We start from the raw sequence: 23117 nt of genomic DNA on the forward strand, positions 1-23117 counted from the left end.
GTGTGACCGCCACCAACCCCGCGATCGAGGTTTCCGGACTCACCAAGTCCTACGGAGACCACACCGTGCTGGACGGAGTCGACCTGACCGTCCCGGAGGGCACCGTCTACGCGCTCCTCGGACCCAACGGCGCCGGCAAGACGACCATCGTCAACATCCTCTCCGCCCTGCTGACCCCCGGTGACGGCGAGATCCGCGTCGCCGGCTTCGACGTACGACGCGAGCCTGCCGGGGTGCGCGCGGCGATCGGTGTCACCGGGCAGTTCTCCGCGATCGACGAGCTGCTCACCGGCCGCGAGAACCTGCGACTGATGGCCGACCTGGCGCACCTGGACCGGGTGACCGCGACCGCCGCCGTGACCGTGATGCTGGAGCGCTTCGATCTCGTCGACGCGGCCGACCGGCGGGCGCAGACCTACTCGGGCGGCATGAAGCGGCGGCTGGATCTGGCGATGACGCTCATCGCCCAGCCCCGACTGATCTTCCTCGACGAGCCGACGGCCGGTCTCGACCCGCGCAGCCGTCGCGACCTGTGGGCGATCGTGCGCGAGCAGGTCGCCGACGGCGTGACGGTGCTGCTGACGACGCAGTACCTCGACGAGGCCGACCATCTGGCCGACCGGATCGGGGTCCTCGACGGCGGCCGCCTGGTCGCCGAGGGCACGGCGGCGGAGCTGAAGCGGCGGGTGCCCGGCGGGCATGTGTCGGTGCAGTTCACCGACGCCGCGGGGCTGGCCGCGGCCGCGGCGGCGCATCCGGAGGCCACCACCGACGCCGAGGCGCTCACCCTTCGGGTGCCGGGCGACGGCAGCATCGCCGGGCTGCGCCGCGTGCTCGACGGCCTCGACGACGACGGCGTCGCCGGCCTGACGGTCGAGTCCCCCGACCTCGACGACGTGTTCCTCGCGCTCACCGGCCACGCGACCGAGGCGCCCGCGGCCGAGGAGATCCCCGCATGAGCACCACCTACACCGTCCGTGACTCGGCGACGATGCTGCGGCGCAACCTGCTGCACATCCGCCGCTATCCCTCATTGTCGATCATGCTGGTAGCACAGCCGATCGTGTTCCTGCTGGTGTTCGTGTACGTGTTCGGCGGGACCCTGGGCGCCGGCCTGCCAGGCCAGGAGGGCGGTGGAGACCGCGGCGACTACCTCGTGTTCATCACGCCAGGCATCCTGATCATGACCGTCGCCAGCGTCGCGCTCGGCACCGCGATCTCGACCGCGACCGACATGACCACCGGGATCATCGCCCGGTTCCGCACCATGGACATCGCCCGGGTGTCGGTGCTCACCGGCCACGTGCTGGGGGCTGTCATCAGGACCGGATTCGCCGTGGTGATCGTGACGGCGTTCGCGTTCCTGCTCGGGTTCCGCTCCGACGCCGGTCCGCTCGGCTGGCTCGGCGCGATCGGGCTGCTGATCCTCATCGCGTTCTCACTCACCTGGCTGACCGTCGGCATGGGCCTGGCGGCGGACAGCGTCGAGACGGCCAGCAACACCCCGCTGTTCCTGGTGATCCTGCCGTTCATCAGCAGCGCCTTCGTACCGACCGACGCGATGCCGGCCGGGCTGCGCCAGTTCGCGGAGCACCAGCCGTTCACCCCGATGATCGACACCCTGCGCGCACTCGTCACGGGCGCGGCGACGGACTCCGACCCGTGGCTCGCGATCGGCTGGTGCGCCCTGATCGCGCTGCTCGGCTACCTCTGGTCGCGCCGGCTTTTCCTCCGCGTGCCCGCGAGATAAGAGACTGGCGCGGTGCTCACGATCAGCCAGCTGGCGTCGTACGCCGGCGTCACCGTGCGCGCGGTGCGGCATTACCACGCCAAGGGTCTCCTGCCGGAACCGGAGCGCGACCACTCCGGCTACCGGCGCTACGACGCCCACGCCGTCGTCGAGCTCATCAGGATCCGTACGCTCGCCGGCGCCGGCGTGCCGCTCGCGCGCGTCCGCGAGCTGTTGGCCGCGGGCGAGGAGGAGTTCAACGCTGCCGTCGCCGACATCGACCGGCGCCTGCGCGCGGAGATCAGGGAGCGGCAGCGGCACCGCGAGCGGATCGCGCAACTGGCAGCCGGAGACAGCCTGGCCCTGCCGCCGGAGGCGGTGGCGTACCTCGACCGGCTGCGTGAGCTCGGATTGCCGGACCTGATGATCGGGGGCGAGCGGGACGCCTGGATCCTGGTGGCCGCCCAACTCCCCGAGCACATGCCGCTCTACATGAAGGTGAAGCAGCAGCAACTCGACGACCCGGCAACGGTCGAACTCTACCGCGATCTCGCCGCGATGATCGGCTGGGAGGCGGACGACCCGCGGGTGGCGGCCGTAGGCGACCGGCTCGTCGCCCTCATCGAGGCCGATGCCGAAGGATGGGAGAACCACGACGAGGTGATGCCCGACGAACTCGCGCAGCTCCTCGACTCGGTCTTCCTCGACTCGGTGCCGACCGCCCGTCGGCTCCTGGAACGGCTCGAGGAGCGCGGCTGGCGCGGCTGGACCAAGCTCGAACGGATCCAGCCGACATAGCGCTGCCATCGGCAGTTCCGCCGAGAGTCTCCGACGGTCGCGGGTTCAGGCAGACGCATTGTCAGCCGGAGGCGCCCGCGGTGCCGACGGAACTGGCGGAACCGGCGGCCAGCCGTCGAGGAACTGTTTCCCCGCTCGCCCGCCCGCGCTGCTCGTCACCCGTCCGGTTCCGCGGCGGATGGGACCCGGGTGGGGACGGTGGTCGTACCGTCGTCCGCCGGCGGAGGGACTGTGGTCCGATGCCACGCCGCGCCATGGCAGGTGTACTGCGGTTGTCCGCGGTCGTCCCTGGCCGTGGATGTCACCCCTGCCGTGGAGGAGCGACGATGACCAAGGACCACCGCGGGGCCAGACCCCCGGGCCGCCGGAGCCTGCTTGCCGGGGCGGCGGGACTCGTCACCACGGTGGCCGCGGCGACGGCCGTACCCGTCGGTGTGGCCGCCGCGGCGCCCGCCCCCGCCCCCGCCCCGACCCCCGCGCCGACGCCCAATCCGGCGCCGGCGCGTCGGTTCGCGGGGAAGGTCGTCCTCGTCACGGGAGCGACCTCGGGCATCGGACGGGCGGCGGCCATCGCCTTCGCCCGGGAGGGAGCGAAAGTCGGCTTCTGCGGCAGGCGGGAGGAGCTCGGCCGCCGTGTGGAGGCGGAGATCCGCGCCGCCGGCGGAGAGGCCGCCTACACGCGGGCCGACGTCCGCGATCCCGCCCAGGTCGAGTCGTTCGTGGCCGGTGTCGCCGACCGGTACGGCCGGCTGGACGTCGCGCTCAACAACGCCGGAACCCAGATCGTGAAGCCGCTGCACGAGATGACCGTCGAGGAGTGGGACGACACCGCCCACACCAACACCCGCGGGGTCTTCCTCGCCATCAAGTACGAGGTGCCACCGATGCGGGAGTCCGGCGGCGGCGTCATCCTCGTCACCGGCTCCGCGAACGAGTTCGCCAGCAGGCCCGGACTGGGCGCCTACAGCGCGAGCAAGGGAGGCGTCACCGGCCTGGTACGCACCGCGGCCCTGGACTACGGACAGGACAACATCCGGGTTGCCGCGCTCTCCCCGGGCACCACCGACACGGGGCTGGTCGACCGCCGCCGCCCCCCGAACATCACCGACGAGCAGTGGGCAGCCGGCAAGGCCCAGTACGGCGCGGACAACGTCGACGCGCTGCGCCGGATGGCCCGCCCGGAGGAGATGGCCGCCGCCGCCCTCGCCCTGGCCTCGCCGGACATGAGTTTCCTGACGGGCACCTCGGTTATCGTCGACGGCGGCATGCTCGCCGGCCTGTGACGCCGTGTTTCAGCCGGAGGCGGCCACCGCACCGGCGGTGCTGGCGGCCAGTGCGGCCAACTCTCAACCGGAACTGATCCGGCGCCGGCATCCAGTCGCGCGGCGCCGGCGTCCGCCACGGCCGTCGCGGCGAACAGGCCGGCGACCCGCCCGTTGCGCCCCGAAAGTGAAGTGTCGGGAGGGCCACCCGTGCGGTGGTGCCGAAAAGTAGCGACTTTGCTTCGCGCAGTGGCTTTCGCCCCGCTCGTCCGATGAGGATCGGACCAGCGGAGGAGGAGCATGCGGATGTTGCGCCAGCGGCCGGTGGAGTGGGGCCATGGGATACACGCCTGGGTTCGCGGGCACCGGCGGGTCAGCGGCGGCGTAGGCGGGGTCCTTCTGCTACTGCTGGTAGCGGCCGCCCTCGCACCGGCGCCGGGATCGGGTGCGGCCCGCTCCGGCGCGGTCGGCGCGCTCGGCGAGCCTGCGCCGGTCGCGATACCGACCACCCCGGGGCCGTCGCCCGCGCCCCCGGTGGCGCCGCCGGCTCCGTCAGCGGTGCCCCGCCCGTCGGCGGCGCCGGCCCGGGTGGCCGCCGCGCCGCCGCCCGCGCCCCCGTCCCCCGCGGAGACGACGCCGACCGCCGAGCAGACGGCGGCGCCCACGCCCACGCCGTCGGCCACTCCGGACCAGGCGCGGCCCACCCGCCCGGCGACCACGTCCTACCAGTCCTGCGCGGACGCCCGCGCCGCCGGCGCCGCGCCGCTGCACAGGGGCCAGCCGGGGTACCGGTCCGCGCTGGACGACGACGGGGACGGGACCGCGTGCGAGCAGGACAGGCCGTCGGCGCTGTGCGACGAGGACGCGGGGGCACAGCGAGGCGGGCTGCCCATCCTGGAATACCTGAGCTGCTGGCTGCCCGATCTCTGAACCGCGCTCCGCGGGTGGCTTGACAGGTACCCCCTAGGGGTATGCGGCTTGCGGTCGGCGGGGTGACTCACCGGCGGAGATCGCCCCGACGGCCGCCGGGCACGGGTCGACGGCCCGCAACCGACCCGGCCGGATCGACCAGCGGAGGGCTCCGAGTTCATCCTGGCTGGCCGCTTCTTCGAGGCGAGGGCGATCTGCGGCGGTTCCACCCGCGGCACGGGGCCCGGCTCGACCCGGACTGTCGGGGTAAGTCCCTTGCTCGTGGAGTGCGTCCCACGCCAATCTGCTCATAAGCGTTGACGAACTGGCGGTGACGTGTCTTGCCCGGTGCAGACATCGGCCTGGTCAGGGAGTTGCGGCCGTGATGCCTCCGGTGACCGGCCGGGCGCGGGCATGGCGACGTGAACTGGCTGTCCTCGGTGGCTCGCAGCGCGGGCCTGGCACAGAGAAGGGCTCAACCGTGACGGAAGACCTGTACTGGGACCCGTTCGACAAGATCATCGACGTCAATCCGCATCCACTGTGGCGCCGGCTGCGGGACGAGGCGCCGGTCTACCGCAACGAGAAGCACGACTTCTACGCGCTCTCCCGGCACGCGGACGTCGACGCGGCCCACGTCGAGCCCGAGACGTACAGCTCCGCGCACGGCACGGTCCTCGAGCTCATGGGGCCGGAGCCGTTCAACACCGGTCAGATCATCTTCATGGACCCGCCCACGCACACGCTGCTGCGCGTCCTGGTCTCGCGGGCGTTCACGCCGCGACGGGTCGGCGGGCTCGAGGGGAGCATCCGCGAGATCTGCGCGGAGCTGCTGGATCCCCAGATCGGCGGCGGCGGGTTCGACTACATCCAGGACTTCGCCGCCCAGCTCCCCTCTCTGGTCATCTCCAAGCTCATCGGCGTCGACGAGGCCGACCGGGAGGAGATCCGGCAGACGATCGACCAGACCTTCCACATCGAGGAGGGCAAGGGGATGATCAACGACGTCTCCTTCGCCGCGCAGATCAAGCTGCACACCTACTTCTCCGAGCAGATCGACGCGCGGCGCACGGCCCCGCGCGACGACATGATGACCGGCCTCGCCGAGGCCGAGATCACCACCGACGAGGGCGCCCGCCGGCTCACCACCTCCGAGGCCGCCGACTTCACCAACCTGCTCGTCGCTGCCGGTACCGAGACCGTCGCCCGCCTGCTCGGCTGGGCCGGTGACCTGCTCGAGGCCCACCCGGACCAGCGTGCCGAGCTGGCCGCCGACCCGTCGCTGCTGGGCAACGCCGTCGAGGAGACGCTGCGCTACGAGTCGCCGTCCCCCGTGCAGGGCCGGGTGAACACCCGTGAGGTCGAGCTGCACGGCACCACGATCCCGGCAAAGTCCAGGATCCTGCTGCTCACCTCGTCCGCCAACCGCGACGAGCGCAAGTACCCGGACGCGGACCGCTACGACATCAAGCGCAACTTCGACAGCCACCTGGCGTTCGGCCGCGGCCCGCACTTCTGCCTCGGCGCGGCGCTCGCCCGCATGGAGGGCCGGATCGCGCTGGAGGAGACCCTGCGCCGCTTCCCGAACTACGAGGTCGACCGCGACAACGCGGTGCGCCTGCACACCAGCACCGTGCGCGGCTACGAGAAGCTGCCCATCAAGGTCTGAGTGAGCATCTCCCCGCGCGGCGCGCGGCGCGCCGCGCGGGGAGTCCGGGACCGGGTCTGGTTACGCGGGTCCGGTCCCGTGCCGGCCCGCCGCGCCGGTGGTCGGGGCCGCGGTCGGGATCGCCTGGATGGCGGCCAGAATCTCCCGGGTCTGCTCGGGGCCGAACGACGGCGGCGGCGTGAACGTCGTGCGGGTCGCCAGGCCGCCGAGGCGCTCGGCGATGCGGGCGGGGACGTCCGCGGGCGCCGCGACGATGCCGAAGGTCTCGACGACGTCGTCGTCGATCAGGGCGGCCATCTCGGTCCACCGGTTCTGCTTGGACAGCGCGGTCAGCTCGCTGCCGAGATCGCCCCATCCATGCAGTTCCAGCACGGGGCGGTAGGCCGGGGTCGACCCGTAGAAGGAGATCTGGGCGCGCATCCTTGCCAGCCCTTCGGTGATCTCCTGGTCGGTGCCGGTGGCGACGAACCCGCCGGCGACGATGTCGAAGCCGTCCAGCGTGCGGCCCGCGCGCTGCCGGCCCGCCAGCAGCGCGGGAACGGTGTGCTCGCGGATCCAGCGCGGGCTGGTGAACCAGTGGCACAGGAATCCGTCGGCGACCTCGCCCGCGACCCGGGTCATGACGTCCCCGACGCCGGCGAGGAGCACCTGGGGTGGCCCGAAAGGGTGCGGCTTCGGGACGAACGCCGGCGGCATCAACGTGTGCCGGTAGTACTCGCCCTCGAAGGCGAGCGGGGTGCCCTCCGCCCAGGACGACCAGATCGCGCGCAGCGCCAGGACGAACTCGCGCAGCTGTGGCGCGGGCCGGCCCCACGGCATCGAGAAACGGCGGGTGATGTGCGCCTTCACCTGCGAGCCGAGGCCGAGCCGGAGCCGGCCGCCGGAGAACCCGTGCAGGTCGTGCGCGGTGTACGCCAGCGACATCGGCGAGCGGGACAGCGCGACAGTGATCGAGGTGCCCAGCTCGATCGTGGACGTCGCGTCGGCGGCGAGGGTCAGCGGGAGGAACGGGTCCTGGTTCACCTCCCCGGTCCAGATGGCGTCGTAGCCGGCGGCCTGCGCGGCGCGGGCCTGGCCGGCAGCGATGTCCAGCGCGCCAAGGGTGCTGTCGACCTTCACGTTGCCGCCTCCTCGACGTCGCCCCGCGGGCCGCCTCCCGCGGGGCTCGTATGTCCTGAAAGCTAACAGCGGACGGCCGGTCGGCGCCGGGGTCGACGCGTCAACGTTTAGCGCCAAGTGATCGGCATGGGTTGGGCGTGGGCTTCATGACGTATATGGCGACAGCGAAACGCGAATGAGAAGAATGCCCGGCGCGAGGTGGCGTCGCCCGGGTCTCCACCGCCGCGGCCGGGCACCGTCGCGTCCCGATGCCGTGGCCTTCCTGCGGTGTGTAACAGGTGGGCGCGGGCCCGGTAAAGACCGGATCCGGACAACGATCCTTCATTTCCGCACGGCGGTGCGACCGAGCCTCGGTCAGCCGGTATGTTGTGCCCTTGAACGCGGTGATCGCCGGTACCCCCGGTGGTCGCCGGTCCTCATCGTGGAGGTGTCTCATGAAGCGCATCGGAATGATCGTCATGCTGGTTGCTCTCGTCGGTGGCGGTTTCCTCGTGCGGCGCCAGCGCAGCAGCTAGGCGACCCTGTCTGTCCGCGTGGCCCGGGCTGACGGGAGCGGGCCGACGGCATGACGGGTACGGCTCCCTGTCGCTGTCACGCAGGGCCCGGTTGTTTTCTGATTGTTTTCCGGCATTCACCCGCCGGGTGTCTCCCGGTATTCGCCGGTGATCGGTGGATTACCCCGGTGCGCGCGCCGGCGTGATCCTTTCGGCAGCGCTCCGGCGGGGACCTAGACTGCGCCGGGTGCACCCATTCGATGTGCCGATCTTCGGCGCGCAGCGCCCGGAGCTCGTCCAGGCGGTGGTGGATTACGCCCGCACTCGGATGAGTCTGGATCCCGTCCCGCTGGACGGTCCGAGCCCACCGGCCGAGCTGTCCGCGCGGGCCGGGCGCACGATCACCCCGGAGGGCATCGGTGGTCTCGCCGCGCTGCGGGTGTTCGACGAGGTGCTGTCGCGTGCCTGTATATCGGCGGACCACCCGCGCAACCTCGCCTTCATCCCGGCGGCGCCGACCCGGGCGGCGATCCTGTTCGACCTGGTGGTCGGCGCCTCGTCGATCTACGGCGGGAGCTGGCTGGAGGGCGGCGGTGCCGTCCACGCGGAGAACGAGGCGCTGCGCTGGCTGTCCGACCTCGTCGGCTTCCCGCCGGGAGCCGGCGGGGTGTTCGTCCAGGGCGGGACGGTCGGCAACGTCTCGGCGCTCGTCGCCGCGCGGCACGCCGCCCGGGCGCGCCGGGCGGCCCGAGGGCTCCCTCAGCCACCGCGCTGGCGGTTCCTGTGCGGCTCCGAGGCGCACTCCTCGCTGCGCCAGGCGGCCGAGGTCATGGACGTCGACCTGGTGGTCGTCCCGACCGGCGACGACGGGCGGCTGACCGGCGGGGCGGTGGCCACCGCGCTCGACGAGCTCGCCGGCGACGGCGGGGTGTTCGCCGTGGTGGCCACGGCCGGCAGCACCCAGTTCGGGATCGTCGACGACATCCGCGGTGTCGTCGACGCCTGCCGCCGGCACGACGTGTGGGTCCACGTCGACGGCGCCTACGGCCTCGCGGGCGCCGCCGCCGCGTCCGTGCGGCACCTGTTCGACGGCATCGAGGAGACCGACTCCTTCATCGTCGACCCGCACAAGTGGCTGTTCGCGCCGTTCGACGCCTGCGCGCTGGTGTACCGCGACCCGGCCGCGGCCCGCGCCGCCCACGCGCAGCAGGCAGGCTATCTGGAGGTACTCGACACGCCGGGGGCCTGGAACCCCTCGGACTACGAGGTCGGGCTCTCCCGGCGGGCCCGCGGCCTGCCGTTCTGGTTCTCGCTCGCCACCTACGGGACACATGCGTACGGTTCCGCGGTCGAGCGCTGCCTGGCGACGGCGCGGACGGCGGCCGACCACATCCGGGCCCTGCCGTTCGTGGAGCTCGTGCGCGAGCCGGAGCTCTCGGTCGTCGTGTTCCGCCGGCTGGGCTGGCCGGCCGAGAGCTATCACCGGTGGACGGAACGCCTGCTTGCCGAAGGGCTCGCGTTCGTGACCCCGACCGTGCACCGGCAGGAGACGGTGACCCGGTTCGCGATCGTCAATCCGGCGACCACACCGGAGGACATCGACCTGATTCTCGCCACCATGGCCTGAACGCCTGAACGCGCGCATGGCCTTTACAAGCGATCGCCCATGGGCTCTTCGCAAGCATGGGCTTCACAAGCGATGCGGCCGGGCCTCCGGCCGGCGTTCCGCCGGAGGCCCGGCTTTCAGGCTGTCAGACTGTCATCCCGCGGCGAATGGTGTCGCCAGCGGGAGGTCAGTACCCCACCGTGTACCGCTTGTTGCGGAACCGCGGCTTCTCCACCTCGTCCAGGACGGCGAACGCGAAATCCTCGTACGAGATCCCGATGTTGCCCTGGGCGTCGGTCACCGGGCGGTCGCCGGCCGTGCGGTAGGCCTCACGCCGGCGGCCCGGGCCGAAGTTGCGCGGCGGCGGGACGACGCAGGTCCACTTGAGGTTGTGCTTGGCGGCCCGGAGGACGTCGAGCGCGTCGGCCTGGTCGAGGGCCTCCTTGCGCTCGGCGGCGGGGAACTCCTGGGTGTCGACGATGCGCTCGCCGTCGGCGTTCTCCAGCAGCCCGCCGTTGCCGATGTGGATGACCGCGGGCGCCTTGGCACCCAGCTTGTTCGCCACCTCGACGACCGCGCGCGCGGTGTTCGCGTGTTCGGGCCGGGTGCACCCGGCGAGGGCGACCACGACCACGTCCGCGTTCTGCGCCTGCTGCTGGACCATGTCGCGCCCGGTGACGTCCCCGGTGACGGCGGTGGCCTGGCGGGGAACCCCTTTCAGCGCGTTCTGGTCCTGGTCGACCGCCGTGACCTCGTGGCCGCGCCTGACGGCTTCGGCAACGATGGACCGCCCTACCTGACCACCGGCACCGAGAACAACGATCCTTGCCATTCCTGACCTCCGGATTCGGGTGACGCAGTGACCGTGGAGATATCGATCCGCTGGCGGAACGACGGTGGCATGGTCACGGATCGTTACCTTGCGTATCGACTATGACACGCTCCGGAGTCAATGCAACTCGGCTTCGTTTGCGATCGGGAACAGCGATCGGGAACAGCGAACCGGAACAGAAGGCCGCACACCGCGGTCGAGAAGTGCCGACATCGCGGTCGAGAAGTGAAGGTCGATGGCCGTGAACTCACGGCGGATGGCCGTCACCGGCCCTGGTGGAACGGGCAGGTGACGGCCATGGCCGGTGGTCGTGCCGTCAGACGGCGGTGTCGCCGCCGGTGTTCCGGGCCGGGCTTTCTGGGCGGTGGAGGTGGGATTTGAACCCACGGAGGGGTTGCCCCCTCACACGCTTTCGAGGCGTGCGCCCTCGGCCACTAGGCGACTCCACCGCGGGCTAGCTTACGCGACGTCGTCCTGGTCCGGTTAGTCGGGGGTGCGCGGACGGCGTGTGTCGCGGCGTTGCGTCCGCCGGTCGGCGAAGAAGGCGGCGAGCTGCTCCGAGCACTCCTGCCCGCGGACGCCCGCGACGACCTCGGGGCGGTGGTTCAACCGCCGGTCGCGGACGACGTCCCACAGGGAGCCCACGGCGCCGGCCTTGTCGTCCACGGCGCCGTAGACGAGCCGGTCCACCCGGGCGAGGACGAGGGCCCCGGCGCACATGGTGCACGGCTCCAGGGTGACCACGAGGGTCGCCCCGGTCAGGCGCCAGGAACCGAGCCGGGCCGCGGCCTGGCGCAGCGCGACGACCTCGGCGTGGGCGGTCGGGTCGCCGGCGGCCTCGCGCGCGTTGTGGCCGCGGCCGAGCACCGCCCCGTCCGCCGCCACGACGACCGCGCCGACCGGGACGTCCCCGGCGGCCCGGGCGAGATCGGCCTCGGCCAGGGCGAGGCCCATCGCCTCGCGGTAGCCGTCCGTCACCGGTGCGCGGGTGTCCGCCACCGGTGAGCGGGTGTCAGCCACGGACCTCGTCGAAGATCTCCCCGGCGCCGGCCCGCTCGCTGACCGCGCTGATCACGTCGGCGGGCAGCATGCCCTCCTCGGCGATCAGCTCCAGCAGCGCATCAGCGGTCGTCCCGAGATCCGCCAGCAGGTCGAGGTCGCCGACGGGGGACGCCTGGCCCACCGGGGCGTCGTCCTCCGAGTCGTCCTCGAGCGCCACCATGGACGGGAGCGCGTCGGCGAAGAGCCGCTCGGCGAGGTCGGAGCTCAGCAGGACCCGGCGGTCCGAGAGGAAGACCTTCGGATCGGGGTCCTGCGCGCCGATGCGCACGATGGCCAGGTACTCGTCGTCCTCCTCGACGAACGCGATGACCGTGCCCGAGGAGAGGTCGTGCATGGCGTCGACGAGCGCGTCGAGATCCTCCATGTCGGCGATGTCGAGGTCGTGAGCCGTCCATCGCTCGCCGTCACGGGCGATCGCTATCCCCTTGGTGGTCACTGTCTGTCCTCACGTCCCTTCCCGCCGGGTCCTCACGTGTCCTCACGTGATCTGTGCGTCCGCCGACCCGGGGTGATGCCCCATCACTTCTGTGATTCTCACCTCTGGGTGTCCTACTCATCCACCTGGGGCGGTGGTTGCCCGCTCATGAGTGCTCCCGGACACTCGGCCGGGGGCTCGGGTCAGGGCTGGGTCTACCCACTTGGCGGCCCACCGCCGCGGGCGCGGGACGGCCGCGAGGCGGCGTGCATACCGCGAACCGCGCGAACGGCGCACAGCGCGGGGTGGGCACCGGCGGCGGGTGCGGGCATGGCAGTCTGGAGGAGCGATGATGACCCCCCTTCCACGCCGCCGGTTCTCCGCCCGTACCCAGGCCGCGCTCGCCGTCGAGCGACTGGCCGCTGAGGCGTCCCGCCGCCTCGGCCGGGGCTCGGGCGAGATGATCGGCGGCAAGCTCGCCCTTCGGATCGCGCCGGACGCACTGGCCGAGGTCGGCTCCAACCGGCTCACGGCGTGCGTCTCGGCCACGAACGGCAAGACGACCACCACCCGGCTGCTGGCCCGCGCGCTGGGGACGCTCGGCCCGGTCAAGTCGAACAGCGGGGGCGCGAACATGGCGCCCGGCGTGCTGGCGGCGCTGTCCAAGCCGCCCTACGACGCGGCCGCCGCCCTCGAGGTCGACGAGATCTGGCTCCCCAAGGTGGCGCGGGCGATCGAGCCGCGGGTGGTGCTGCTGCTCAACATCTCGCGCGACCAGCTCGACCGGTCCAACGAGACGCGACGCATCGCGGCGCTCTGGCGCGAGCTGGGCGCTGACCTGCGCGACACCGTCGTCGTGGCGAACGTGGACGACCCTCTTGTGGCCTGGTCCGCGATGACCTGGTCCCGCCAGATCTGGGTGTCGGCGGGGCAGAACTGGACCGCCGACGCGATGGTGTGCCCGCAGTGCGCCCGGCTGCTGCACCGCAACGCCACCGGCTGGTGGTGCGAGTGCGGCCTGGCCCGACCGGAGCCGATCGTCTCCGTCGCCGGGCTGGGCGAGCTGATGTGGTTCGGGCGGCGCATTCCGGCGCACATCGACCTGCCGGGGCGGGTGAACCTCGCGAACGCGGCGATGGCCGCGGCCGCGGCGCGCGAGTTCGGCGTCGACGTCGAGGACGCGCTCGCCGCGATGCGTGGCATCGGTGACGTGCAGGGCCGCTACCAGGAGGTGCCGCTGGGCCCCGACGGGAAGCTGGCCCGCCTCCTGCTCGCGAAGAACCCGGCCGGCTGGGTGGAGATGATGGAGCTGCTCAACTCCGCCCCGCCACGTCCGGTGCTGATCGACTTCAACTCGCAGACGGCGGACGGGCGCGACCCGTCCTGGATCTGGGACGTCCCGTTCGAGCGGCTCGCCGGCCGCCAGGTGCTCGTCACCGGAGGCCGCAAGGAGGACATGAGCGTGCGGCTCGCCTACGCCGAGGTGCCCCACACCGTGCACGCCGACGCCGAGGACGCCGCGACCGCGGCGAACGACAAGGCGCTGGACGTCGTCGCGAACTACACCGCCTTCCGTGATCTGCTCGTGCGGACGACCCGGTGAGCCGCGAGTCGGCGACCCGGATCGCCCTGATCTACCCGGAGCTGCTCGGCACGTACGGTGACGGCGGCAACGCGATCGTGCTCGCCCAGCGGCTGCGCTGGCGGGGGCTGCGGGCGGAGATCGTCGAGGTGCCGGCCGGCGAGGTGGTCCCGGCCGACTGCGACATCTACCTGCTCGGCGGCGGCGAGGACGAGCCGCAGGTGCTGGCCGCGGACGGCATGCGCCGCAACCGTTCCCTGACCCGCGCGGTGTCGGGCGGCGCGGCGGTGCTCGCGGTCTGCGCCGGCTACCAGGTGATCGGGGCGAGCTTCCCGGCCGGCAACGGCCGGGTCCACGAGGGCGTCCACCTGGTGGACATGGAGACCCGCCGCTCGTTCGACCCGCCGGACGTCCCGCCGCCACCGCGCGCCGTGGGCGACATCGTGGTGGAGCCCGACCAGCGGCTCGGCCTGCCGACGCTGTACGGGTACGAGAACCACGGCGGGCGCACCCGCCCGCTTCCCGGGTCCCGGGGCATCCCGCTCGGCACGGTGCGCCTCGGCGTCGGCGACGGCACCCCCGCGCGCACAGACGGCATCGTGGACGGGAAGGTCATCGGCACCTACCTGCACGGGCCGGTGCTGGCCCAGAACCCGGCCCTGGCCGATCTGCTGCTGACCTGGGTGCACGGCCGGCTGGCGCCGCTGGATGCGCCGGTCGAGGCGGACATGCTGCGCCGGGCGCGGGCGCGGGCGCTCGCCGGCGGCTGAGTGGGCGCCCGCGGACGGCTGGTAAGTGCCACCCGACGTCGTCCCGCCCGGGTCCGCGTTGACGCGCTGGGCTGAATCCGGCGATTTCCGGGGGCCGGGTGTGGTTCGGTTGGATCGTGGCGTCGAATCCCCTTGCCGGCTGGTGGGGCAAGAACAAGAGAAACGTGATCATCGCCGGGGTGGCACTTGTGGCCATCTGGTGGCTCGTCGCGGCCAATGGCCGTCCCAAGGTCGAACGGGTCACAATCCCGGATGGCTATCCGTCAGCCGACCGGGAACTGCTCGTTCAGGCACCCTCCAAACCGAATGACCCGTTGCCCCTGGTAATCATCCTGCACGATGACAATACGGATGCGAGTTCACTGGAACATGACAGTGACGCGTCGTCGCTGGCGAACCGCCGTGACTTCGCGCTCGCCTTCCCGGAGGCGGTCGCCGGTACCTGGCGACTCGACGACCCGAATGGAGCGGACCAGCAGTACCTGCGCGACGTCGTCCGCTACATGGACGAGGAACGCACCGACATCGACCTGAACCGGATATACGTCTGGGGTATCGGGGAGGGTGCGCGGCTCGCCCTGCTCGCCGCCTGCTCGCCCGGCCCCCCCGTCTACGCGGCGGTGGGCGTCGTGGGACAGTTCGAAGCGGAGCCCGGCCCCACCTGCGACAACGTCACCCAGCACGGGCGGGTTGCCGAGACGGACTGGGACAAAAAGGTCAGCAGCACGTTGTGGGACTTCTCCCGCGACCTTCGCCGGAAGGTCTGACCCAGCTTGGTTCGGTGCGCTGACCAGACAGTTCGCGCTAGTAGCAAAGAACTAGTCATTTAACAGATTGGCCGGCCGCCGGCCCCGCCGGGGACGGCTTGCTGGCCATTTCGGGGCTTGCGCCTGCCGCGGCCGTGTGGGCCGAGGGTCCGGCGCGGAGGTGCGCGTTCGCCGCGCGGAGGGGTCCTTCGAGTTTTCCCGGAGCCCCGGCCGTCCCACCCCGCGCGGGGTGGGACGGCCGGGGCTCGAGCGGTCCGTCGACGTCGCCGGGAGGGGGGTAACGGCCCCGACGGACCAGTGGGCGGCCGGAAGGCTTGAGGGGGTCCGCTGGCCGCCGGCCCGATGGGGGGGGGATCGGACAGACGGCCAGCGGAGTCCAGGGCCTTCCGGCCGGACGGACGTCAGATGGGGGGGGATCTGACGTCCGTCCCACCGGAAGGATCTCGGATCGGTGGGGTGCGGTTGACTTTCGCGTGGGCTGGTGCTGGTGCTGGGTTGGTTCGAATGGGGGTGTTGCTGCCTGATAGTGGCAGTCTGGCCGGCTAAAGCTACATCTACGCTACTTATGACGAAGTAGAATGATGCCGCAACGGCCTACCGTTCATGGCTGCCGGCCAGCTCATCGATGGCGCCACGTGGCGGAAGCATCGCGGAAGGTGTCGAAATCTGCCCGCGGCAGAGCTACTCCGGACATTCCGCAGCACAGACGTTCTGAGCAGACGTGACACCGGCGGTCCGGTACAGGGGACCTGGTGAACTCCGGAAGACCCGCCGGGCCGAGGTTGATCCCGACAACCCCGACCCGGCGGCGGAGCCGCGCGCGACCGGAGGGGGAGATCGCGCTGCGGCTCGTTCCGGGGGACGGGGCGTCTGCGTTCGGGCAGCCCCGTCCGAGCGGTGCGTGGGCTTGTGGAACGATCGACGTCGAGAACAGCCAGTCTCCTGGCTGGGCCGTGGGCCCGCCGTTCTCAGGTGACGCGGCCGACCAAGTACGAGGTCGTGTAGATCGTCTGAAGCTTGACGACATCACCAGTGCGGGGCGCGACCCACATCTTGCCGTCGCCGGCGTAGATGCCCATGTGGTAGATGTTGCCGGGGCTCCCGAAGAAGATCAGGTCGCCGGGCGCCTTGTTGTACTGGGAGATATGGGTGGTGGCCGCGTACTGCTGGTCGGTGGTACGCGGCAGGCTCTTGCCGAGCTGCCGGTACACGTACTGCACGAGCCCGGAGCAGTCGAAGGAGTTGGGGCCCTCGGCGCCGTAGACGTACGGCTTGCCGGCCTGCAGCGAGGCCAGGTAGACGGCCTTCTCGCCGAGGGTGTTGGTCGGCAGGTTGACGCTGACCACCGGGGTGTTGACGTTCACGCCCGTGCGGTCCGCGCTGCGGGAGGCCTGTGCGGGCGGCGGAGCCGGGCGGACGCGCAGCGTGGCGTCGTTCTCCGAGTGCGCCGACTGGAGGGCGTCGGTGCCGTCGAAGATCGCCGTGACGTTCGTGGTGGTGAGCACCTTCGCGGTGTACGACGCGAAGCCGCGGTCGTCCGTCGTCAGGTGCAGGAAGGTCGCCCACCCGGTCGGCAGCTTGACCTGGACCTTGATGAGCTGGTCCGGGATCGGGGCCTGGGTCTCCTCGTTGTAGAGCGAGAAGCCGATGTTGACGGGCTCGTCCGCGTTGACCGTGACCTCGGGGTTCGTCACGCGCAGGCCGACGTCGATCTTCGACGAGAGAGTCGGCGCGGAGATGTCCGTGGTGGCGTCGAGAACGGTGCCCGAACCGCCGCCGGTAGCGGTGGCGGCCTGGATGGCTCCGTCGACCGCCAGCCGGGACCCGATCTGGGTCGCGAGCGTCATCGGGGCGGTGTTCGTGCCGTCGTCCAGCGCGACGTCCGAGTTGACATCCTGGGCGCACCCGGCGAGCGCCACCCCGGAGACCGCGACGGTTCCGGTGGTGATGGCCGCGACGGTACGGGCCCTGGCTCTGGCTCGGCTGGACGCCGTGGGGGCGGACGGCGCACGGTGGCGGCCGCGCCCTTCCTGCCGGCGTCTCTCAGCATCAAGCTGCACACTTTGCGCAGACAACGTTGCGTTCCTTCCCGTACGCCTGCGAGGTGAGCTGTCGGGTTCGGGCTGGGCTGCCCGGTCCATAGCGCGACCTTCACGCGATGGACTTCACCCCTAGGCCAGCGCCGTGTCGTGGCGCCAGCCGGTGGAGGTGGGTCCCCCGCTCCTGCCCGTGGTGACGACTCGGAGGGGACACCAGGACCGCGGGCAGGATTCGGCGTTCGGTCCGGTGTTGTCGTGACGTCGGAAGCGAGACTAGTCCACACGGATGGTGTGGGTAAACACTAGTCCTCCTCAACTACGTCGAGTGTGCAAAGAAGTGCCCCTTGCTGCGCCGCATCTGCCCAGGTCAGGAGGGGTGCTGAGCCTTCGGTCACGTTTTCGGACGCCCACACGAGGATCACGTCCCAACACGTTAGGTGACCAGAACTTCCTGGCTTGCGCGGGGGTTTCCCGTACCGGCCGACCGGGCTGGGACTACCCGCGGAGCCCCTCACGGGCCCGGTTCGCTCCGTCCCCGGCCCGTCTCTTCCCGCCTCGATCCGGCGGCCGCGGACGACCGCGCGGCCCGATCCCCAGGACCCCTTCGCGGTGCTCCTGGGACGTGAACGGATCGACGCGCCGCCCGCGGGCAGGCACCCCCCGGAAGCTCCACCGGGCCTCGCTGCCACCGCGCACCGACCTGGCACCGGGCCCCGAGTCCCGCGGGCCTGGCCGGCCAGGCCCGCGGAAGTTCGTCAACTACCGGATCGGGCCAGTCGTCGTGAGCGTCCCGCTCGCCCTTTGGTATCCCGCTCGCCCTTTGGGGGCCGAACCCGGTCTGATCGCGCCCCGAAAGGGCGAGGCGGACACCAAACGGCGAGGTGGACGGCCCATGGGCGGACACGCGAGCCACCCGCCACCAGGCCGGGCCAGGGGCCAGGGGTCAGGGGCTGATCAGGGGCTGAGAGGAGGACCAGGGGCTGAGAGGAGGAGGAGGAGGAGGAGCGTTCGACGCCCGGCGGGGACCGCCGCTCAGCGAGCCCGGCCGTTGCGCCGGGTCAGGAAGCCGGAGCTGTTGAGGACCTGGAGCTCGATCTCGAGCTGCTTCACCTCGGGCGGCAGCGAGCGGTGGCTGCCGTGCAGGGCCTCGACGGCCGCGCGGGCGTGCTCGGCCAGGTCGTCCAGGGCCTGCTGGCGCTGGCGCATCCGCGCCCGTTCCTCCTGGATGGTCCGGACCGTGTCCTCCTGCCACTGCCGTGTCCGGATGAGGTGCTCACCGGCGTCCGCGGCCTGGCGCTCGGCATCCTCGAGCCGGCTCAGCAGGGCGTCCAGGGCCTCGAGCCGGCTCGCCAGCTCGGCCATCAGGTCCTCGCGGTCGGGCAGTACGGAGATCTCGTGGTGCTGCGGGCGTGGGTGTGTCATGCCCGGCTCCGGCGGCTGGCAGCGGCACCGGGCCGGCCCATGGGCGTCGCGGCGCGGTCCGGCAATGCGTGGGATGTGCGCCACCACGCCACTCGCGACCGTCGCCGAAGTTCCGACACGGTTGGTTACGTTAGTCGACGCATCGGGTTTCCGGCATGCGGTCGGCCGGATCCGGCCGTCGGCCAACAGACGGCGACGGAGACGGGTGTCGCGTATCGGGTGTCGACCAACGGATACCCCTGTCTGCGCGGGATCAACCCGACTTGCCGCGCGGGCAGACGACGCTCGGACTCGATACCCACAACACCCCGTACCACCACGGGATGCGGCCAGAGGCGTCGGAAGCGGATTCGGCCGCTCCCGGCCGCGGGTCTCGCTGACGATGATGGTTACTGTGAGTAATATCTCTGGCTTCGGTGTCGGCTAGGTCGCGGGCTCCGGCACCCCGGCCGGGCGCGGCATACGCGGTATACGGAGCGCGGTTTCCGTTGATCGGATGGAACGGGCTGTCGGGCACTGCGGCCACCATCGGTGAGATCGTCGGACAATCGAATCGGGCGGCGCGAATCTGGCGCCTTCCCGATCTCCAGCCGGAACGGCTACGCGCAGCGCTGATCGGATCGATGCCTATCCGATCGGCTGATGGCCGCTTGGCGGGTCCTCCCTGCTGGGCTGATTCGGCGTGGTCTCCCACCCGTTCCTGGTGAGCCGTACCGCCGCGCCGGGAGACCGATCCGACGACCTGCGTCGGACGGCCAGAGACCAGAGCTGTGCGGCGTCGCAATGACCGGTCGCCGGCGCGGTTCCGCGGTCGTGAGCGGGTCGACGCGAAGTCAGGAAGCGGCCGCGGAGTCATACGGAGGGCGAGGTCCGTTCAGCAATCCTGGTGGTGCACTCGATGTTGTTCCAGGCCCGGTGGGGGCGTCGAACGGCCGGTCCCCTCCGGTGATCGGATCGACGTCCACCGGGCATTTCCGCGGCTGTGGGATATGACCTTCGGTCGGGCCGCTGCTTCCTCGGCCGGGTATGGGCCGAATGGCCTCCGGGCTCGCGGGCCTGAAGGCCTTCGCCTGCGAGCGGTCGAGCCGGCGCGGTGCCTGCCTCCGGTCTGACGGTGACGCAAGGTCATGGCCGCGGAGGGCTCGGCCGTCGCCTGGAGCTCGGCGCGCCCACCAAAAAACGATCTTCAGTGTGGCGTTCCACCCCGGTCGAGCGGGCGGCGTCGGCCACCGGGGCCACGGTCGCACGCGGGCCAGCCGCCCGGCGCCCGCCGCCGCGAGCCTGCCGTGGCGCCGCGGTCCTGGTGGACGGGGCCGGTGACGCACCTTTCGGGTCTCCCTGGACGGGCGGACCGTAACGGGCCCCGCGGCCGCCCGGCCCGGGCGGCATCGGGCGGCATCGGGATCAGCGGTGCCCCACGGGGATAGCACGGTCGCCGACCGTATGGTGTCCGGATGATGTCCACGGCGGACGGCACACCTGACCTTCCTGACGCACCGACGGGCGCACCGACGGGCGCGCCGCCGTCGGTGCTCCTCGACGCGCCGATCAGCGCCGTGGTCGTCTATCCCACCGCCGCGCGCGTGACCCGCCGTGGCCGGTTCGATGTCGCGACGCCCGGCTCGCCGTCCGAGCGGGTCGAGGTGACTCTCAGCGGGTTGCCGCTCGAGCTCGACGAGGACTCGGTGCGGGTCAGCGGCACCGGCTCCGCGCGGGTGCTCGGGGTGCGGGTCGTCTCCCAGGCCCGGGCTACCCCCGACGCCGGTGCCCTCGCCGACCTGCGCGCCCGCCAGGCCGAGCTGCGCGCGCACCTGGCCGAGATCGGCGACGAGGACGAGACCGAGCGGGCCCGCCGCTCCTTCCTCGACGTGGCCGCCCGGGTGGGAGCCGGCGCCCTCGCGCGCGGCTGGGCGCGCGAAGGCACCGACCGCGAGGGCGACGGGCCCGGGGACGCGGCAGCCCGGCTGGTCACTGTCGGCGACGCGTTCGCGGCGCAGATGTCGGCCGTCCACGCGCGCCGGCGGGCGCTCGCCGAACGGCGGGAGGAGACGGAGCGGGAGCTGACCGTGCTCGGCCGGGTCATCGAGGCCCGCCACGCGCGGCCCGAGCCGGACACCCGCGCGATCGTCGTCGACCTCGAGCCGCCGACGGCCACCGAAGGCCCGGCGGGGAGCTCGGCTGAGGCGCCGGCCGGCGGCCCGGCGGAGGGCGCGCTGGTCGACGGGACAGCCTCGCTGGTGGACCTGGAGGTCTCCTACCTGGTCCGTTCCGCCTCCTGGAGATCCGGCTACGACGCCCGGCTGGACGGCGAGCGGGTCACCCTGACCTGGTTCGCGATGATCAGCCAGCGCACCGGCGAGGACTGGCCCGTGACGGACCTGCGGCTGTCCACGGCCCGCCCGTCCAGCGGCGTCGACCTGCCCGAGCTGAGCCCGCAGTATGTGGACATCGCCCGCCCGCGGGTCCTTCCCCGCGGGCGGGCCAAGGCGCCCGGCGAAGGCAGGGGCGGTGGCGGCGACGGCGTGACGACCTTCATGCCGGCGGCGATGGCGGCACCGGCATCGGCCCCGCCGCCGATGGCTGCCGCCGAGGCCACGCTGGAGTCGGCCGGCCCCGCGTCGACCTACCGCCCGCCGCGGCCGGTGGCGGTACCCGCGGACGGGGACCCGCACCGCACCACCGTGGCAGTGATCGAGCTCGACGCCGTTCTCGACCACGTCACCGTGCCCAAGCTCGCCGCCGAGGCGCTGTTGCGCGCCGCGGTCGTGAACACCTCGTCGCACACGTTGCCGCCAGGTAAGGCGTCGGTCTTCCACGGCCCGGAGTTCGTCGGCACCACGCGCCTCGAGCTCGTCCCGCCCGGCGGGGAGATGGAGCTTCGGCTCGGGGTGGACGACCGCATCAGGGTGGAACGCGAGCTGGTCAGCCGGGTCACCGGCCGGCGGGTGGTCGGCAACACCCGGCGGACGGACGTCGTCCACCGCACCACCGTCACCAACCACGCGCCGATGCGGGCCCGGGTGACCGTACGGGACCAGGTGCCGGTCTCCCGGCACGAGAACATCCAGGTCAGGGAGGTCGTGACCGCTCCCGCCGCCACCGAGCACACCGATCTGGGGCTGCTTACCTGGGAGCTGGAGCTCGAGCCGGGCTCGAGCCGCGAGATCACGCTGTCCTACCGGCTCGAGCACCCTCGCGGCGTGGAGATCACCGGCTGGGGCGACTGACCCGGCGCCGCCCGCGGGCGGTCACCAGGGGAGCGGTCACCAGGGAGCTGTGACCAGGGGAGCTGTCACCAGGGACGAGGCCACCACGCGCGACGGGCGGTCACCGGGGGAGAGCGGTGGTGGAGGCGTCGAGCCCGCGCGTCCAGCCGCCCTCCTTGATCTGGCCGTTGTCGCCGATCACGGCCCAGTCGATCACCGCGGCGGCCGGGATGACGACGGGGCTGCCCATCCGGACGTGGAGCAGCGCGGGGTGGGCGCCGTCGTTGAGGCTCCGGCCGCGGATCGAGTGGAGATCCGGCCAGGACGACACGATGGCCCACAGCGCCTCCGCGCCGCCGGGGACGGGCATCTGATGACGCATGATCAGGTGGCCCAGGGGTGGTAGCTCCTGGCGGATCAGAAGACTGCGAGCGTGGCCGAGCCGCGAACGGGCGGCGATGATCGCCTCGCTCAGTGGGGTGGGGGCGACGCTGCCGAGCATGTGCTGAACAGTAGCCGAAACCCTCCGTACCGTAGGCATGGTCCTGTAAGGACTGGGAAAAATGTGTGATTCGGGTGGACGACAGCCGCTGGATGTGTAAGCGGAGTGATGCGGTCGGATACGCGTCGGCGTAGCTTGGTGGTACAGGAGGTCTGCCATGGCCGACACCAACAAGACGGACCACAGCGACCACAGCGATCACGACAGCCAGGACCACAACAACCAGGATCACGACAGTCAGGCTCGCTCCCTGGCCGGTCTGGTCCACGCGGCACACCAGGATGCCAGCGACCTGCTCGAACTCGCCGGCCGGGCCCAGGTGCTCCCCGCGGACCCTCGACAGACCCTGCACGCCAGTGACGTGGCGGTCGCGGCCTTCAGTGCCCACCTGAGCGTGATGGAAAGTGTCGTGTACCCGCGGGCGGCCCGGCTGGTTCCGCACGGGCGGGCACGGACGGCGGCCCTGCGCGTGCTGGCGCGCGAGGCGGCGTCGGTGATGCGTGGGATGGAGCAGTACGTCCAGGGGGATCTGAACCGCCCGGGCCGCGGCCTCGCCGAGCTCCGCGACGACCTGACCGACCTCGCCGCGGCCCATGCCCGTGCCGAGGACCAGCTGCTCGACGAGCTGGAGTCGGTCCTCTCCGACACCCGGCGGCGCCGGCTGCGCATCGACTTCGAGCGGGCCATGCGGCGGGCGCCCACCCGGCCCCATCCGCACCTCGGGCACGGGCCGAGCCGCTCGAGCCGGCTCGCGGCCCGCGTCGCCGGGCGCTGGGATCACCTGCTCGACACCATGGACGCCCGGGCGGTGGCGGGCCGGCCGATCCGCGCGCCGGCACCCGCCGGGCTGTGGGGCTGGTACCTGCTGGGCCGCCCGACCGCGGACCAGCCGCAGCGGGAGCCGAGCCGCCACGCCCGCACGACCGCCCCCTGA

At 72.0% G+C, this 23117-nt stretch carries 19 protein-coding genes, 1 tRNA gene and 1 riboswitch; of the genes, 12 read left to right on the forward strand and 8 right to left on the reverse strand.

The annotated features are described in order from the left end of the window. The first annotated feature begins 2 nt into the window (after positions 1-2). The 6 genes from E0504_RS13460 to E0504_RS13485 all read left to right on the forward strand — a co-directional run bounded on the left by E0504_RS13460 (position 3) and on the right by E0504_RS13485 (position 6367). A complete protein-coding gene (locus E0504_RS13460) occupies positions 3-959 on the forward strand; it encodes an ABC transporter ATP-binding protein (protein ID WP_112108978.1) in 957 nt (318 codons plus the stop codon). Then, positions 956-1750 (forward strand): ABC transporter permease, encoded by a 795-nt coding sequence (locus tag E0504_RS13465; RefSeq protein ID WP_112108979.1) that lies wholly within the window; start codon positions 956-958, stop codon positions 1748-1750. Before E0504_RS13460 ends, E0504_RS13465 begins: the two co-directional genes overlap by 4 nt. A 12-nt stretch (positions 1751-1762) precedes the next feature. Then, complete coding sequence (locus E0504_RS13470; protein WP_112108980.1) at positions 1763-2527, forward strand: MerR family transcriptional regulator; 765 nt, start codon at positions 1763-1765, stop codon at positions 2525-2527. A 326-nt stretch (positions 2528-2853) separates the two neighbouring features. Continuing rightward, positions 2854-3810 (forward strand): SDR family NAD(P)-dependent oxidoreductase, encoded by a 957-nt coding sequence (locus E0504_RS13475; RefSeq protein ID WP_131624681.1) that lies wholly within the window; start codon positions 2854-2856, stop codon positions 3808-3810. Between the two features lie 279 nt (positions 3811-4089). Further along, positions 4090-4719 (forward strand): excalibur calcium-binding domain-containing protein, encoded by a 630-nt coding sequence (locus tag E0504_RS13480; protein WP_112104911.1) that lies wholly within the window; start codon positions 4090-4092, stop codon positions 4717-4719. Between the two features lie 460 nt (positions 4720-5179). Then, entirely contained in the window at positions 5180-6367 is a 1188-nt protein-coding gene (locus tag E0504_RS13485; RefSeq protein WP_112104910.1) for a cytochrome P450, read from the forward strand. 60 nt (positions 6368-6427) lie between these two features. On the opposite strand, the gene E0504_RS13490 is transcribed toward E0504_RS13485, so the two are convergent. Then, the gene (locus tag E0504_RS13490) at positions 6428-7486 is read right to left on the reverse strand and encodes a TIGR03617 family F420-dependent LLM class oxidoreductase (RefSeq protein WP_112104909.1); all 1059 of its coding nucleotides are present in this window, start codon (positions 7484-7486) and stop codon (positions 6428-6430) included. Between the two features lie 822 nt (positions 7487-8308). Here E0504_RS13490 and E0504_RS13495 point away from each other — a divergent pair. After that, on the forward strand, positions 8309-9607 hold the full coding sequence (locus E0504_RS13495) for an aminotransferase class V-fold PLP-dependent enzyme (protein ID WP_235013639.1): 1299 nt from the start codon (positions 8309-8311) through the stop codon (positions 9605-9607). Between the two features lie 166 nt (positions 9608-9773). On the opposite strand, the gene E0504_RS13500 is transcribed toward E0504_RS13495, so the two are convergent. The 4 genes from E0504_RS13500 to E0504_RS13515 all read right to left on the reverse strand — a co-directional run bounded on the left by E0504_RS13500 (position 9774) and on the right by E0504_RS13515 (position 11916). Next, positions 9774-10418, reverse strand: a complete 645-nt coding sequence (locus E0504_RS13500) for an NAD(P)-dependent oxidoreductase (RefSeq protein WP_071064779.1) — start codon at positions 10416-10418, stop codon at positions 9774-9776. Positions 10419-10780: 362 nt separating this feature from the next. Continuing rightward, positions 10781-10867, reverse strand: a tRNA-Ser gene (locus E0504_RS13505). Positions 10868-10901: 34 nt separating this feature from the next. Continuing rightward, positions 10902-11372, reverse strand: a complete 471-nt coding sequence (gene tadA / locus E0504_RS13510; protein ID WP_071064836.1) for a tRNA adenosine(34) deaminase TadA — start codon at positions 11370-11372, stop codon at positions 10902-10904. A 58-nt stretch (positions 11373-11430) separates the two neighbouring features. After that, positions 11431-11916, reverse strand: coding sequence for a tRNA adenosine deaminase-associated protein (locus E0504_RS13515; RefSeq protein ID WP_112104907.1), 486 nt, complete (start codon positions 11914-11916; stop codon positions 11431-11433). 328 nt (positions 11917-12244) lie between these two features. On the opposite strand from E0504_RS13515, the gene E0504_RS13520 reads away from it, so the two are divergent. From E0504_RS13520 to E0504_RS13530, 3 genes are all read left to right on the forward strand, one after another. Further along, positions 12245-13498, forward strand: coding sequence for a MurT ligase domain-containing protein (locus E0504_RS13520; RefSeq protein WP_020463940.1), 1254 nt, complete (start codon positions 12245-12247; stop codon positions 13496-13498). Next, positions 13495-14247 carry a type 1 glutamine amidotransferase gene (locus E0504_RS13525; protein WP_020463939.1) on the forward strand — a complete coding sequence of 251 codons (753 nt, stop codon included), beginning with the start codon at positions 13495-13497 and terminating at the stop codon, positions 14245-14247. The genes E0504_RS13520 and E0504_RS13525 overlap by 4 nt, the downstream gene beginning before the upstream one ends. Before the next feature lie 98 nt (positions 14248-14345). Further along, positions 14346-15014: a PHB depolymerase family esterase gene (locus E0504_RS13530; RefSeq protein ID WP_020463938.1), complete on the forward strand. Its 669-nt coding sequence runs from the start codon at positions 14346-14348 to the stop codon at positions 15012-15014. A gap of 968 nt (positions 15015-15982) precedes the next feature. Here the strand turns inward: E0504_RS13530 and E0504_RS13535 are convergent. Further along, on the reverse strand, positions 15983-17089 hold the full coding sequence (locus E0504_RS13535; RefSeq protein WP_207912527.1) for a C40 family peptidase: 1107 nt from the start codon (positions 17087-17089) through the stop codon (positions 15983-15985). Positions 17090-17094: 5 nt separating this feature from the next. Further along, positions 17095-17301, reverse strand: a riboswitch (cyclic di-AMP (ydaO/yuaA leader). A gap of 784 nt (positions 17302-18085) precedes the next feature. Beyond that, positions 18086-18475, reverse strand: coding sequence for a hypothetical protein (locus E0504_RS13540; RefSeq protein WP_071064785.1), 390 nt, complete (start codon positions 18473-18475; stop codon positions 18086-18088). Positions 18476-19929: 1454 nt separating this feature from the next. On the opposite strand from E0504_RS13540, the gene E0504_RS13545 reads away from it, so the two are divergent. After that, positions 19930-21702, forward strand: a complete 1773-nt coding sequence (locus E0504_RS13545) for a DUF4139 domain-containing protein (RefSeq protein ID WP_112108574.1) — start codon at positions 19930-19932, stop codon at positions 21700-21702. A 100-nt stretch (positions 21703-21802) separates the two neighbouring features. On the opposite strand, the gene E0504_RS13550 is transcribed toward E0504_RS13545, so the two are convergent. Beyond that, the gene (locus tag E0504_RS13550; protein ID WP_235014738.1) at positions 21803-22183 is read right to left on the reverse strand and encodes a hypothetical protein; all 381 of its coding nucleotides are present in this window, start codon (positions 22181-22183) and stop codon (positions 21803-21805) included. A 157-nt stretch (positions 22184-22340) separates the two neighbouring features. Between E0504_RS13550 and E0504_RS13555 the strand changes: the two genes are divergently transcribed. Further along, positions 22341-23117 carry a hemerythrin domain-containing protein gene (locus tag E0504_RS13555; protein ID WP_112108573.1) on the forward strand — a complete coding sequence of 259 codons (777 nt, stop codon included), beginning with the start codon at positions 22341-22343 and terminating at the stop codon, positions 23115-23117.

Source organism: Parafrankia sp. BMG5.11, from assembly GCF_004337455.1.

Bases quoted from the DNA above. Each gene is read 5' to 3' on its own strand.
- E0504_RS13500 (WP_071064779.1), bottom strand. From the start codon at position 10,418: ATGGCAAGGATCGTTGTTCTCGGTGCCGGTGGTCAGGTAGGGCGGTCC.
- E0504_RS13520 (WP_020463940.1), top strand. From the start codon at position 12,245: ATGATGACCCCCCTTCCACGCCGCCGGTTCTCCGCCCGTACCCAGGCC.
- E0504_RS13480 (WP_112104911.1), top strand. From the start codon at position 4,090: ATGCGGATGTTGCGCCAGCGGCCGGTGGAGTGGGGCCATGGGATACAC.
- E0504_RS13540 (WP_071064785.1), bottom strand. From the start codon at position 18,475: ATGACACACCCACGCCCGCAGCACCACGAGATCTCCGTACTGCCCGAC.
- E0504_RS13465 (WP_112108979.1), top strand. From the start codon at position 956: ATGAGCACCACCTACACCGTCCGTGACTCGGCGACGATGCTGCGGCGC.
- tadA (WP_071064836.1), bottom strand. From the start codon at position 11,372: ATGGGCCTCGCCCTGGCCGAGGCCGATCTCGCCCGGGCCGCCGGGGAC.
- E0504_RS13545 (WP_112108574.1), top strand. From the start codon at position 19,930: ATGATGTCCACGGCGGACGGCACACCTGACCTTCCTGACGCACCGACG.
- E0504_RS13555 (WP_112108573.1), top strand. From the start codon at position 22,341: ATGGCCGACACCAACAAGACGGACCACAGCGACCACAGCGATCACGAC.
- E0504_RS13475 (WP_131624681.1), top strand. From the start codon at position 2,854: ATGACCAAGGACCACCGCGGGGCCAGACCCCCGGGCCGCCGGAGCCTG.
- E0504_RS13495 (WP_235013639.1), top strand. From the start codon at position 8,309: ATGAGTCTGGATCCCGTCCCGCTGGACGGTCCGAGCCCACCGGCCGAG.
- E0504_RS13550 (WP_235014738.1), bottom strand. From the start codon at position 22,183: ATGCTCGGCAGCGTCGCCCCCACCCCACTGAGCGAGGCGATCATCGCC.